The sequence below is a fragment of the Novosphingobium sp. genome (assembly GCF_039595395.1).
Taxonomy (GTDB): Bacteria; Pseudomonadota; Alphaproteobacteria; order Sphingomonadales; family Sphingomonadaceae; genus Novosphingobium.
On sequence record NZ_JBCNLP010000001.1, the window covers coordinates 4,021,775 to 4,034,096 of the forward strand.

Annotated in this window: 11 protein-coding genes and 1 pseudogene; 4 read left to right on the forward strand and 8 right to left on the reverse strand. The window is 66.1% G+C overall.

The window, feature by feature from the left end; genetic code table 11:
• Position 1: 1 nt before the first annotated feature.
• Together ABDW49_RS18325 and ABDW49_RS18330 are read right to left on the reverse strand one after the other, a co-directional pair.
• Positions 2 to 187 (reverse strand): hypothetical protein, encoded by a 186-nt coding sequence (locus ABDW49_RS18325; protein WP_343613717.1) that lies wholly within the window; start codon positions 185 to 187, stop codon positions 2 to 4.
• A gap of 34 nt (positions 188 to 221) precedes the next feature.
• Positions 222 to 1,811 (reverse strand): isocitrate lyase, encoded by a 1,590-nt coding sequence (locus tag ABDW49_RS18330; RefSeq protein ID WP_343613719.1) that lies wholly within the window; start codon positions 1,809 to 1,811, stop codon positions 222 to 224.
• Between the two features lie 128 nt (positions 1,812 to 1,939).
• On the opposite strand from ABDW49_RS18330, the gene ABDW49_RS18335 reads away from it, so the two are divergent.
• Positions 1,940 to 3,349 carry a short-chain fatty acyl-CoA regulator family protein gene (locus ABDW49_RS18335; protein WP_343613721.1) on the forward strand — a complete coding sequence of 470 codons (1,410 nt, stop codon included), beginning with the start codon at positions 1,940 to 1,942 and terminating at the stop codon, positions 3,347 to 3,349.
• Between the two features lie 76 nt (positions 3,350 to 3,425).
• Here the strand turns inward: ABDW49_RS18335 and ABDW49_RS18340 are convergent, their stop codons facing one another.
• Entirely contained in the window at positions 3,426 to 3,875 is a 450-nt protein-coding gene (locus tag ABDW49_RS18340; RefSeq protein WP_343613723.1) for a pseudoazurin, read from the reverse strand.
• Positions 3,876 to 4,054: 179 nt separating this feature from the next.
• Positions 4,055 to 4,600, reverse strand: a complete 546-nt coding sequence (locus tag ABDW49_RS18345) for a rhodanese-like domain-containing protein (RefSeq protein WP_343613725.1) — start codon at positions 4,598 to 4,600, stop codon at positions 4,055 to 4,057.
• Positions 4,601 to 4,675: 75 nt separating this feature from the next.
• Here ABDW49_RS18345 and ABDW49_RS18350 point away from each other — a divergent pair, with 75 nt between their 5' ends.
• Positions 4,676 to 5,404, forward strand: a complete 729-nt coding sequence (locus ABDW49_RS18350; RefSeq protein WP_343613727.1) for a quinoprotein dehydrogenase-associated SoxYZ-like carrier — start codon at positions 4,676 to 4,678, stop codon at positions 5,402 to 5,404.
• On the forward strand, positions 5,401 to 6,354 hold the full coding sequence (locus ABDW49_RS18355; protein WP_343613729.1) for a quinoprotein relay system zinc metallohydrolase 1: 954 nt from the start codon (positions 5,401 to 5,403) through the stop codon (positions 6,352 to 6,354). The genes ABDW49_RS18350 and ABDW49_RS18355 overlap by 4 nt, the downstream gene beginning before the upstream one ends.
• Before the next feature lie 235 nt (positions 6,355 to 6,589).
• Here the strand turns inward: ABDW49_RS18355 and ABDW49_RS18360 are convergent, their stop codons facing one another.
• The 4 genes and pseudogenes from ABDW49_RS18360 to ABDW49_RS18375 form a co-directional block, all read right to left on the reverse strand.
• On the reverse strand, positions 6,590 to 7,120 hold the full coding sequence (locus tag ABDW49_RS18360; RefSeq protein WP_343613730.1) for a cytochrome b: 531 nt from the start codon (positions 7,118 to 7,120) through the stop codon (positions 6,590 to 6,592).
• Positions 7,117 to 9,082: pseudogene (acs, locus tag ABDW49_RS18365) on the reverse strand (acetate--CoA ligase). The gene ABDW49_RS18360 and the pseudogene acs overlap by 4 nt, the downstream one beginning before the upstream one ends.
• A gap of 88 nt (positions 9,083 to 9,170) precedes the next feature.
• A complete protein-coding gene (locus tag ABDW49_RS18370) occupies positions 9,171 to 10,577 on the reverse strand; it encodes a porin (RefSeq protein WP_343613731.1) in 1,407 nt (468 codons plus the stop codon).
• A 232-nt stretch (positions 10,578 to 10,809) separates the two neighbouring features.
• Positions 10,810 to 11,775 (reverse strand): PQQ-dependent catabolism-associated beta-propeller protein, encoded by a 966-nt coding sequence (locus tag ABDW49_RS18375; RefSeq protein ID WP_343613732.1) that lies wholly within the window; start codon positions 11,773 to 11,775, stop codon positions 10,810 to 10,812.
• A 117-nt stretch (positions 11,776 to 11,892) separates the two neighbouring features.
• Here ABDW49_RS18375 and pedF point away from each other — a divergent pair, with 117 nt between their 5' ends.
• Positions 11,893 to 12,321, forward strand: coding sequence for a cytochrome c-550 PedF (pedF, locus tag ABDW49_RS18380; RefSeq protein ID WP_343613733.1), 429 nt, complete (start codon positions 11,893 to 11,895; stop codon positions 12,319 to 12,321).
• The last annotated feature ends 1 nt before the right edge of the window (position 12,322 follow it).

Below are 12,322 nucleotides of genomic sequence, written 5' to 3' on the forward strand. Positions count from 1 at the left end.
CTTAGCGCAGCCGGCCCAGACGGTGGTACAGATGGCTGTAGGCCTGCGATTCCGGCGTATCCTCCACCTGATGGATGTAAGCCAGCACGGCGGTGCGCAGCAGTTTGAAGTCGGCGGTCGAGAAGATCGGGCGCGCCGGGGTGGGTTCGGTGCGTTCTGCGGTCTGCTCAATGGTCTGAACGGTCATGATACTTCTCCTTTCCTGGGTTTCCGCCTGAACGTCAGGCGAACTGGTTCATCGTGTTGTGGACGCCGCCGGCCTTCAGCGCGGCCTCGCCCGCAAAGGCTTCCTTGTGATCGTCGCCAATGTCGGAGCCCGACATATTCTGGTGACGCACACAGGCGATGCCCTCGCGGATTTCCTTGCGCTGCACGCCGGCGACGTAGCCCAGCATCCCGGCCTCGCCGAAATATTCGCGCGCCAGATTGTCGGTGGACAGGGCGGCGGTGTGATAGGTCGGCAGGGTGATCAGGTGATGGAAGATGCCCGCGCGCTTCGCCGCGTCCTTCTGGAAGGTGCGGATGCGGTCGTCAGCCTCATGCGCCAGATCGGTGCTGTCATAGACGACACTCATCAGCGCGGCGCGGTCATAGGCCGAGACATCCTTGCCCGCCTCCTGCCAGGCATCGAACACCTGCTGGCGGAAGTTGAGCGTCCAGTTGAAGCTGGGCGAATTGTTGTAGACCAGCTTGGCATTGGGGATCACCTCGCGGATGCGGTCCACCATCGAGGCGATCTGCTCGATATGCGGCTTCTCGGTCTCGATCCACAGCAGGTCTGCGCCGTTCTGCAGCGAGGTGATGCAATCGAGCACGCAGCGATCCGCCCCCGTCCCCGTACGGAACTGATAGAGGTTCGAGGGCAGGCGCTTGGGACGCACCAGCTTGCCGTCACGCTCGATCAGCACGTCGCCGCGCAGGGCCTTCAGGTCGGTGACCTCCTCGCAATCGAGGAAACCGTTGTAGAGATCGCCCAGATCGCCCGCCTCGCGGCTGTAGGCGATCTGCTTGGTCAACCCCGCGCCCAGCGAGTCGGTGCGCGCCACGATGATGCCATCGTCCACCCCCAGTTCGAGGAAGGCGTAACGGCAGGCACGGATCTTCGCGATGAAGTCCTCATGCGGCACCGTCACCTTGCCGTCCTGATGGCCGCACTGCTTTTCGTCCGAGACCTGATTCTCGATCTGGAGCGCGCAGGCCCCCGCCTCGATCATCTTCTTGGCCAGCAGATAGGTCGCCTCGGCATTGCCGAAACCGGCGTCGATGTCGGCGATGATCGGCACGACGTGAGTCTGGTGGTTGTCGATCTGGACCTGGATTTCGGCTTCTCTCGCGGCGTTGCCTTCACCGCGCGCCTTGTCCAGATCGCGGAACAGCATGCCCAGCTCGCGCGCATCGGCCTGGCGCAGGAAGGTGTAGAGCTCCTCGATCAGCGCGGGGACGCTGGTCTTCTCATGCATCGACTGGTCGGGCAGCGGGCCGAAATCGGAACGCAGCGCGGCGACCATCCAGCCCGACAGGTACAGATACTTGCCCTTGGTCGTGCCGAAATGCTTCTTGATGCTGATCAGCTTCTGCTGACCGATGAAACCGTGCCAGCAGCCCAGCGACTGGGTGTAGTTCGCCGGATCGGCATCATAGGCGGCCATGTCCTGCCGCATGATCTTCGCGGTGTAGCGAGCGATATCCAGCCCGTTGTTGAAACGGTTCTGCAGACGCATGCGCGCCACGGTTTCCGACTCGACTCCGCTCCATGCAGCCTGTCCGGCGATGCTCTGGCGGGCGTCGGTGATCGATTGGCGGTAGGTCATGGAATCCTCTTGAGCTGTGTTCTGGTGAAACCCCTTTCGCAGTTGCGGGAAACCCGCGACAGGCCGATTGGTGGCCACGTGTCACAACAAGACTTGTCACGATGGTCACATTGTGACAAATTCACAGCATGGCCAGCACCCCACCCGATCGCAAGCTCTACCTCGGCCCGCGCCTGCGGGTGCTGCGCCGCGAATTGGGCATCAACCAGACACGCATGGCTGAGGAACTGGGGGTTTCGCCCTCCTACCTCAACCATCTGGAGCGCAACCAGCGCCCCCTCACCGCCCAGATGCTGCTGCGCCTGGCCGAAACCTATGACATCGACATTCGCGACTTCGTGTCGGGCGCGGCCAATGCCGAGGATCGCGTTACCCTGCTGGAAACGCTGAGCGATCCGCTGGTGCGCGATATCGGCATCGCCAAGGATGAGGTGCTGGAGCTTTCGGAAAACTACCCCGCCGTGGCCGAGGCCCTGGTGCGCTTCCATGCCGCGCTGACCGATCTGCGGCGCGGCCCCAATCTGGTCGACCAGCTTGCCGCCAGCCGGGCAATCGCCGCCCCAGTCGACTGGCTGGGCCGCTTCCTCACCGCGCGGCGCAACCACTTCCCCGCCATCGAAAGCGCGATGGAGGCCTTGTGCCCCGACAATGACCCCGATCCCGCCAAGCGCGCCATGGCGATTCGCACCGCACTGGAGGCGCAGGGGATCGAGGTGCGGATCATGCCCGTCGCCGTGTTGGGTGATGCGCTGCGGCATTACGATTTCCACCGCCGCCGGCTGATGCTGGCCGAAAGGATGAGCGGCCCCAGCCGCACCTTCGCCATCGCCTATCAACTCGCGATGCTCACCGCGCCCGAGGCCTTCGACGAAATCATCGCCCGCGCCGCGCCGCCCGATGGGGAAACGCGCGGCATCCTCAAGATCGCGCTGGGCCATTACGCCGCCGCCGCGCTGCTGATGCCCTATGAGCGCTTCCATGCCGCCGCCGAAGCCAACCGCTATGACCTCGACACGCTGCAGGGCCTGTTCGGCACCTCGCTGGAGCAGACCGCCCAGCGGCTGACCACGCTCGACCAGACCGGCGCGCGGGGCGTACCCTTCTTTCTGCTGCGGCTCGACCGGGCGGGCAATGTCTCGAAGCGCTTTCCCGGCAGCGAGGGCGGCGCGCTGGCACAGGCCGGGGAAGCCTGTCCGCGCTGGGCGATTCAGGAAGCGCGCGCCGGTCAGCGCGCCGCGCAATGGGTCGAGATGCCCGACCAGAGCCGCTTCTTCACCCTGACCCGCATGCTTGATGGCCCCGACCATGGCCGCAAGGGCGGGCCCTTGCTCCTGACGCTGGGATGCGAGGCACGCCATGCCCCACGTCTGGCGGCGGCGGATGGCTTCGACGCGGCGCAAGCTACGAGCGTCGGCCCCGGCTGCCGCCTGTGCGAGCGTTCCAACTGCCCGGATCGCGCGATCCCGCCGATCACCCGCAGCATCGAGCCCAGCTCCTACCACCGCTCGACCAGCGCCTATCCCTTCCGCCCGGTGTAAGCAGAAAGCCCCGCCCCGGCGTCCTCCCAACAGGAGCGCCAGAGCGGGGCCTTGTCTCCCGTCCGGAAGCGGTCGCTTACTTCACCTTGTCGAGCAGCGGTGTCATGCGCTTCTTGGCCATGGGGGGCAGGTTCACGGCCTTGGCGGCGGCCAGTTCGGCCGGGGTCACCTTGCCGACCTGAATCAGCGCCACCATGCCCATGGTGTAATGCGGCATGCACTTCACGCCATAGAGCCCCGGCTTGCTCACCGTCACCGAGACATCCTTGCCCATCACCCCCTTGAAGGCCGTGGCCCCGGCAGGCAGCAGGCTGGGGATGGTTTCGGCATTATGCGCGGCATCGGTGGGCTCGAAATGCACCACGTCACCGGGCGCGGCCTTCACGAAAGAGGGTTCGAAGACCATCGCCCCTTCCGCGCCGGTGTTCTTCATATGCACGACGATCTCCTTGGCCGAAGCCGTCAGCGGCAGGGCCGCCAGCGAGAGACCCAAGGTAACGGAAGCAAGCGCAAGGCGCATGGACATCAGATTTCTCCTGAAATTTTATCGTTATCCTCCGGCGTCGAGCGCGGAGCGTAACCCCGGTTTCGCCGCAAGGGCGCCCGCTCACAATTGGTCTTTGGAACGAGACCGGACGGATGCCCCCGCCCTGCCTGTCGCATGATCGCCCTGAAGGGCCGATGCACCGGCCTTGCAGCCAATCGTCAGCCGGGCTCGGGCACGGCATCGACCAGAGGCAGCCCCAGCTCGCGCCAGCCATCGGTGCCCTCGGCCAGCCAATGGACATTGGTGTAGCCCAACGCATGCAGCCGCCGCGCGGCATTCCAGCTCATCCAGCAATCGGCAAGGCAGAAGGTGACGATCATCCGCTGCCGGTCGCCCCGGGTCAGCCGCGCCACACCCCGCGCGAACCAGCGGGCGATGGCCGGCTCCGGCACGCCGCGCCCTGCCTCGGGAAACCAGTGAGCGCCCGGAATGCTGGGGCGCGGCCGGGCCAGATGCCATGTGCCTCTCTCATCGCGATGCCCGCCCTCGGCCGGGAGCACATCGATCAGCAGGGCCTGCCTCGCCATCCGGGCCATCGCCGCGGGCGAGATCCGCGCCACACCCTCGGGCGGGGCAGGCACCGGCCCGCGATAATGGCTGATGCGATAGCCATCGGCGCCGAACAGCGGGTCTGAAGGCTCTACCGCCCACGCCACGCCCGGCACCAGCAACCCCGCCCCCGCCAAGATCGTCCTGCGCCGCATCGCCAGCCCTCCAGACCCAAGGTGCAATGGTAGCAAGCCTGCGCCCCCTGTAACCACGGACTTTGGGAGAAGGACATGACGCGACAAGCACCGGCCCAACCGCCAGCCGATCCGCTGGCCTCGCCCATGTGGGAGGCCCATGCGCGCATGCTCTTCGAGGGCAATCCCGTCCGCTTCGAGCCTGCGCTGAAACTCTCCATGCCGCAGATCGCCGAGGACCAGCACCGCTTTCCCGTGGCGCTCGATGCGCGCGGACTGGGTGATGTGCAACGCATGGTGATCTTCGCCGATCTCAACCCCATTCCGCTGGCCGCCGATTACCGCCCGCTTTCCGCCGCGCCCTACCTCGCCATCCGCATCAAGCTGGACCAGCGCACCCCTGTGCGCGGCGCAGTGCAACTGGCGGACGGCGCATGGCTGGTGAGCGGCGCCTGGGTCGATGCGGCGGGCGGCGGCTGCTCGGCCCCGCCCGCCAGCCGGGTGCGCGGCGACTGGGCGCAGCATCTGGGCGAAATCCACGGCGGCGCATGGCCCGGCGAGAACGGCGCGGCCCGCCTGCGCTTTACCATCCGCCACCCGATGGACACCGGCTTTGTCGCCAACATTCCGACCTACAACATCGAAACGCTGAGCATCTCCCACGCGGGGAAGGTGCTGGGTAGAATGGAGATCTGGGCCTCGATGTCGGAAGACCCCGCCTTCACCCTGATGCCCATGGCCGCCACAGGCGCAAAGCTGGAGATCGCCGCCCGCGACACCAATGGCCGCGACTACATTGCGTCCGTTATGGTGCCCGCGCCATGATCGTCTCGCGACGTACCGTGCTGGGCGGGTTGGCCGCCACGATCCCCGCCGCCGCCATGGGAGCAGCTCTGGCCTATCCCATCAGCCCCGTCGCCATCGCCGATGGCATCTGGATGATCGCCGGAAGCGACGAGCCCATCCAGCGCGGCAATGGCGGCGCCATCGCCAACATCACCATCATCGCCACCCCGGCAGGCACGGTGCTGGTCGATAGCGGCCCCTCGCTGCGCTATGGCGAGGCGCTCAAGGCCGTCGCCGAGCAACTGACCGGGCGCAAGGTGATCCGCGTCTACATCACGCACCTCCACCCCGATCACGCCATGGGTCTGGGCGCCTTCCCGCGCGAGATCGTCGCCGCCCTGCCCGGCACCATCGAGGACATCGAGCACAACGGCCAAGGCTTTTCCGACGCCATGTACCGCATCCTCGACGACTGGATGCGCGGCACCGATCTGACGCTGCCCGGCCTGCCGATCCGCACCGATCATGAGGCCTTCGGAGGGCGCACCCTGCGCCTGATGGCCTTGGCGGGCCATAGCGCCGCCGATCTGGCGATTCTGGATGAGCAGACCGGCACGCTGATCGGCGGAGACCTGCTGTTCCACCGCCGCGCGCCCGCCACGCCCAGCGCCGATCTCGCCCGCTGGCGCGAGAGCCTGTCGGTGCTGGAAGCGCTGCCGCACAAGGGCGCCGTGCCGGGGCATGGGTCCTTCGATCCCTCGGGCCACGAAGCTATCGCCCAGACGCGGGACTGGATTACGTGGCTGGATTCGGCACTGAGCGATGCCGTGCGCGGCGGGCTGGATATGGTGGAAGCCGGAGAGCTGGCGATCCCCGCTCCCTTGATGGCGATGGCCGCCGGGCGGTACGAGCTGCAGCGCAGCGTTTCGCATTTCTGTCCGGGGTTGGAGGGGCGGCTACTGCCTCGGATCGATCGGCGGGATGGGTAGAAGAAGAAGAGAGAAATGCGAGGGTGTTACACCCTCGCGCTCCCATTAATGTCTACGTTGCGCATCGGGTTCGGCGTTAAAGTAAGCTCGCCGCGCCGCAGGCAGGAATTTCGATGCCTGCGGCGCTTTAGGTGGCGCAGGTGGAGAGTTGGAGCGCGAAGATCGGGCGCCACTACGCTGTCGTCGGAAGACGTTATGGGAGCGCGAGGGGGTAACCCCCTCGCATCTTCCTTCCTTAAACCCCTGTCATCCTTTCCAAAACTCCATCCTTCAAAACGAATTGATGCCGCAAGGCCGCCGCCACATGGAGCATGATCAGCGCGCCGAACACCAGCCCCATCACCCCATGCGAGCCGCGCGAAAACTCCACCAGAGCATCGCCTTTCGCCACCGCGAATTTCGGCACGGCGAAGAGGTTGAACCAGCGCAGCGGATACTGGCCCGCCGAACTCATCACCCAGCCGGTCAGGGGCAGCACCAGCATCAACACGTAAAACAGCGCGTGCAGCCCATGCGCCGCGCCCTTTTCCCAGCCGGGCATCTGCGCGGGCAAGGGCGGCGGGCGGTGCCCGGCACGCCACAGGATGCGCAGCACAGTCAGCGCCAGCACGGTGAGGCCGATGCTCTTGTGCAGCGGGATCACGGGCCAGTCCTTGTTCACCCAGGCATGGGCGATGCCGATCAGGATGTTGGCGATGATCAGCAGCGCAATCGCCCAGTGCAGCAAGCGGGCTCCACGATTGTAGCACTGCGCCGCCCCGTTCATGCCGTCACCGCCGCCAGACGGGTGCGGACCAGATCCTCCACCACCGAGGGGTCGGCCAGCGTGCTGGTGTCACCCAGCGCCTGAGGCGAGACCTCGGCCGCGGCGATCTTGCGCAGGATGCGCCGCATGATCTTGCCGGAGCGGGTCTTCGGCAGTCCCGGCGCCCACTGGATCACATCCGGCGTGGCGATCGGACCGATCTCGCGGCGAACCCATTGCTTCAGCTCCTGGCGCAGCGCCTCGCTCGGCTCGACCCCGGAGTTGAGGGTGACGTAGACATAGATGCCCTGCCCCTTGATGTCGTGCGGCATGCCGACCACCGCCGCCTCGGCGACCTTCGGGTGGGCGACCATCGCGCTCTCCACCTCGGCGGTGCCCATGCGGTGGCCGGAGACGTTGAGCACGTCGTCGACCCGCCCGGTGATCCAGTAGTAGCCGTCCTCGTCGCGGCGGGCGCCGTCGCCGGTGAAGTACATGCCCTTGAAGGTCTTGAAGTAGGTGTCGACGAAGCGGTCGTGGTCGCCGAACAGGGTCCGCGCCTGGCCCGGCCAGGAGTCGAGGATCACCAGGTTGCCCTCGGCGGCGCCCTCGATCAGGTTGCCCAGGTTGTCCACCAGCGCCGGCACCACGCCGAAGAACGGCTTGGCCGCGGAGCCCGGCTTCAGCGCGGTGGCGCCGGGCAGCGGGGTCATCAGGCAGCCGCCGGTCTCGGTCTGCCACCAGGTGTCGACGATCGGGCAGCGCTCCTGGCCGACGGTCTCGTAGTACCACTGCCAGGCTTCCGGGTTGATCGGCTCGCCCACCGAGCCGAGCAGGCGCAGGCTGGAACCGTCGGCACCGGCCATCGCCGCCTTGCCTTCGGCCATCATCGCGCGGATCGCGGTCGGCGCGGTGTAGAGGATGTTGACCTTGTGCTTGTCGATGATTTTCGCCACGCGGGTCACGTCGGGGTAGTTCGGCACGCCCTCGAACAGCAGGGTGGTGGCGCCGTTGGCCAGCGGGCCATAGACGATGTAGGTGTGGCCGGTGACCCAGCCGATGTCGGCGGTGCACCAGTAGACTTCGCCCGGACGGTAGTCGAAGACCCGCTCGTGGGTCAGCGACGCGTACAGCAGGTAGCCGCCGGTGGTGTGCAGCACGCCCTTCGGCTTGCCGGTGGAGCCGGAGGTGTAGAGGATGAACAGCGGGTCCTCGGCGTCCATCGCTTCGGTGGGGGCAGTGCGGCCTCGACCTTGGCAGCAGGCTTCATCGTACCAGACGTCGCGGTGCTGGTTCCACTAGCGATCGCCCCGCCGGTGGCGCTTGCACAGCGATGATCTTCTGCACGCTGGAGGTTTCCGGGTTGGTCAGGGCGTCGTCGACATTGGCCTTCAGCGGAGTGCGCTTGCCGCCGCGCACGCCTTCGTCGGCGGTGATCACCACCTTGGACTTGCAATCGATGATGCGCCCGGCCAGGGCCTCGGGCGAGAAGCCGCCGAAGACCACCGAGTGGATCGCGCCGATGCGGGCGCAGGCCAGCATGGCGACCACGGCCTCGGGGATCATCGGCATGTAGATGGTCACTACGTCGCCGCGGTGCACGTCCTGCCCGCGCAGGGCGTTGGCGAACTTGCAGACCTGCTCGTGGAGCTGGCGGTAGGTGATTTCCTGGTGGTCGGCGGGATCGTCGCCTTCCCAGATGATCGCCACCTGGTCGCCGCGTTCGGCGAGGTGACGGTCGAGGCAGTTGTGCGACACGTTGAGGGTGCCGTCGGCGAACCACTTGATGCCGAAATCCGCCTCGGCAAAGCTGCTGCGGCTGGCCTTGGTCGGCGCCTTGATCCAGTCGAGCCGTCTGGCCTGCTCCAGCCAATAGGCCTCGCTATCGCCCAGAGAACGCTCATGGGCGGCGGCGCGGGCGGCGGCATCGAACAGCGCTTCTTGCGCCCAGGTGTCGGGGACCGGGTACAGCTCGTCGTTCATGGCATACTCTCTGTTTTATGGGTTCGGCGCAGAGAAAGCGGCGTTCCATCACGGAATAGAACGCCGCTCACTCCGGGTGTATTGGTCTTTAGAAGAACAGGATCGCGCCCGCCGCCACCGTGTCGCCCTGCGCCTTGTTGCCATTATGCGCCTGCGCAGTGGTGTGGACATATTCGGTGATCAGCGTCACCCAGCTCGTCAGGCTGTAGCGACCCTGCCCGACCCAACTGCTGTTCTTTTTAAGCAGCGTGGGATTGGCCAGCGCATCGCTGCTGTTGGCGTAGGACAGGCTGCTCTCGCCATAGCTCACGCCCGCCGAGAATTTCCCGAAGGTCCCCATGCCCTGAAGATAGAAACCCTCGCTGTCACGGCGATGGCCGGTCGCATCGGTGTCGAACAGGTTGAGCGCCGTGGTGCCAAGGCCCGCCGCCTTGTAGTAATAGCCGGTCACCGTCAGCGGGCCGTAACCGATCTTGGCGCCCGTATCGAAGCCCTGCCCGGTGTAATTCACGCCATCGAGCCGGTTATGCCGCTGGGTGATGCCCGAGAGCCATGCACGCAGGGTCACGTCGCTGAACTTGGCATCATAGGTGATCTTGCCCTGGAACCCCGGCGAGGCGCTGGTCTCGCCCGGCCCGGTCAGCGACTGCAGCGGCTCGAACACGCCCGCGCTGACGGTAAAGCCGGAAATTCTGGGCGAGGTATAGGTGATCTGCGGCTGGAAATCGGTGTAGATATAGCCCACGCCGATGCGCCCCAAAGATGTGTTGGCCGGCGCCACATTGCCCCCGGTGCTGCCCACCGCCAGCAGCGTCATGTCGTTGAGGATGCCTTCCGAACCGAACAGGCCGATGTCGCGGCCCAGCTTGAACTCGCCGATGCCGGCGCGGCCCACGGTCATATAGGTCTGGCGGAAGTCGATGCCGGCGGTCTGCAGCGCGGTGTTCTGGCCGCCGCTGTTGGCGCCGCCGCCGATGGCATAGGTGGCGCTGTTGATGCCGGGATACATGCCGAAATGCGCGCCAATGTCCCAGCCCGCCTGATGGGTGGTGATGTCGAACTTCAGATAGCCGGGCAGCAGGCCGTTGCGGATCGAGCTGGTGTTGCCGCCCGCCGCGACCACGCCGCCGACGACCGCCGTGTTGGCGCCGGGGGTCTGACCCTTGTCATGGGTGTAGAAACCATTGATCTGGCCGGAGACCTTGAAGGTCACCCCGCCCACCTCCATGCCCACGCCGCTGTCGGTCATATGGATCAGGCGCTTGTCATCCAGCGCGGCGGCGGGAGCGGTTGGCGCGGCGGCAACCACCGGAGCGGCGGCGGCGGTATCAGCCTTGTCGCCCGCCAGCAGGGACTGATATTCGTCGTCGCTCAGGATGCCTTTCTCATGCAGTCGCTTGAGCAGCTCGGCGTTGGAGCCTGCCATGGCCGGAGTTGCCCCGGCCATCAAGGCCAAGGCCATAGCGCAGCCGCTCAGGATCACCTGCTTTTTCATATCATCCTCCCATGTCCCGACCGGTTTTCCGGCCTGTGGGGAGAGTGACGCGGCAGGCTTTCGCCCGGTATTGAACTTAGGTTCTCGTCCTTTTGGTCAGAAAAGGCTCGGAGGCTGTTTGGTGCCAGCCCTCCCCCGCCCGGCGCCCCATCGGCCGTATCCTGTGGGGGGCCGGGCGGGGGAGAAGGCTGGTGCCGCAAAATCCGGCCACGCCGGATTTCCAAACGGGCTCTCAAGGCGCGATCGCCACCCCCCATGGCCCTGCGCCAGCGGCAATCGTGCCCACCGGCTTGGCTGTACCAAGGTCCACCACCGTCACATCGTCCGACACGCCATTGGCGGTGTAGGCGCGGGTGCCATCGGCGCTGATCGCCAGATGCCACACGCGCTTGCCCACCGGCACATAGGCGCGCACCTTGCGGCTGCTCACATCGACCAGCGCGACCATGTTCGCCCGCCCCAGCGCCACCACCGCCGTCCTGCCATCGGGGGTGAAGCGGATGCCGCAGGGCAGCACCTGATAGTCCTTCACGCCGGGCGGGGCGAAATGCAGCGTCTCGAGGATCGCGTGGCTGGCACTGTCGGCGATCTGCACCACGCCGCCGGTCTCCGCCGCGATCCATAGCTGCTTGCCGTCCGCGGTGAATTCAACATGGCGCGGGCGCAGTTCGGTCTCGGTGGTGGCAATGACCTTGCGGCTGGGCAGGTCGATCCAGCTCACCACATTGTCGTCCTCGGAGGTGACGACCAGCGACTGGCCATCCGGGCTCTGGGCCACGCCCTCGGGCTCCTTGCCGACCGGGACCTGAAAAGCGACACTGCGGGTGGCGACATCGATCGCGGTCACCGCCGCATTGTCCTCATTGGCCACAAAGAGCAGCTTGCCATCGCGCGAGGGGAAGAGCTGTTCGGGGTCCTCGCCCGAGGGCAGGTCGGCCACCACCTTGCCGGTCGCCCGGTCGATCATCTGCACGGCATGGTCATTGCCCACGCAGACGAACAGAAACCTGCCATCCCGCGACAGGACAATGCCGCGCGGCCGCGCGCCGATCTTCCATGTCTCGAGAGGCTTGAGCGTCGCGCTGTCGATCACGCTGACGCTGTCCCCGCGCTCGTTCGACACATAGATCGTCTCGGCCAGGCAGGCGCTGGAAACGCAGGCCGAAGCCGCCGCCATCAGGGTGATCATCCGTCTCATGACCGCCTTTCTAGGCGCCCGCGCGCAGGCTTGGGATTGTACCAAAGGTCTATGGGCGGGCTCGCGCAGCAACGTAGACTTGTGCGCAACAAAACACGCTATCAACGAGGTTAGAGGATGAAGATTCTTGGTCGCATGGCCACGCTGGCCGCCGCCGCTATCGTCGTCACATCGGTGGGTTCATCGCTGATGGCGCATGGCAATGTCACCCCTCAGGCCGTGGACACCTCCGCCCTGCCCGACATCGGCGAGGCCTGGCTGCAGCACAATCCCTATCGCGGCAATGCCACCGCCGCCAAGATCGGCGAATCGGCCTATGGCCAGAACTGCGCCCGCTGCCATGGCCTTGAGGCCGAAAGCGGCGGCATCGCGCCGGATCTGCGCTATCTGGAGCTGGGCGACAGCGGTGATGAATGGTTCATCCAGCGTTACCAGCATGGCTCCAGCCATGACGGCAAGGTCTATATGCCGCCGATGGGCGAGGTGCTGGGGCAGAAGGCCGGCTGGGCGATCCGCGCCTGGCTCGAAACCAAGCATCAGGACTGAT

What these genes read in the sequence shown, in the direction of transcription:
- ABDW49_RS18325 (WP_343613717.1), bottom strand. Translation starts at nt 187, where the DNA reads ATGACCGTTCAGACCATTGAGCAGACCGCAGAACGCACCGAACCCACC.
- ABDW49_RS18330 (WP_343613719.1), bottom strand. Translation starts at nt 1,811, where the DNA reads ATGACCTACCGCCAATCGATCACCGACGCCCGCCAGAGCATCGCCGGA.
- ABDW49_RS18335 (WP_343613721.1), top strand. Translation starts at nt 1,940, where the DNA reads ATGGCCAGCACCCCACCCGATCGCAAGCTCTACCTCGGCCCGCGCCTG.
- ABDW49_RS18340 (WP_343613723.1), bottom strand. Translation starts at nt 3,875, where the DNA reads ATGTCCATGCGCCTTGCGCTTGCTTCCGTTACCTTGGGTCTCTCGCTG.
- ABDW49_RS18345 (WP_343613725.1), bottom strand. Translation starts at nt 4,600, where the DNA reads ATGCGGCGCAGGACGATCTTGGCGGGGGCGGGGTTGCTGGTGCCGGGC.
- ABDW49_RS18350 (WP_343613727.1), top strand. Translation starts at nt 4,676, where the DNA reads ATGACGCGACAAGCACCGGCCCAACCGCCAGCCGATCCGCTGGCCTCG.
- ABDW49_RS18355 (WP_343613729.1), top strand. Translation starts at nt 5,401, where the DNA reads ATGATCGTCTCGCGACGTACCGTGCTGGGCGGGTTGGCCGCCACGATC.
- ABDW49_RS18360 (WP_343613730.1), bottom strand. Translation starts at nt 7,120, where the DNA reads ATGAACGGGGCGGCGCAGTGCTACAATCGTGGAGCCCGCTTGCTGCAC.
- ABDW49_RS18370 (WP_343613731.1), bottom strand. Translation starts at nt 10,577, where the DNA reads ATGAAAAAGCAGGTGATCCTGAGCGGCTGCGCTATGGCCTTGGCCTTG.
- ABDW49_RS18375 (WP_343613732.1), bottom strand. Translation starts at nt 11,775, where the DNA reads ATGAGACGGATGATCACCCTGATGGCGGCGGCTTCGGCCTGCGTTTCC.
- pedF (WP_343613733.1), top strand. Translation starts at nt 11,893, where the DNA reads ATGAAGATTCTTGGTCGCATGGCCACGCTGGCCGCCGCCGCTATCGTC.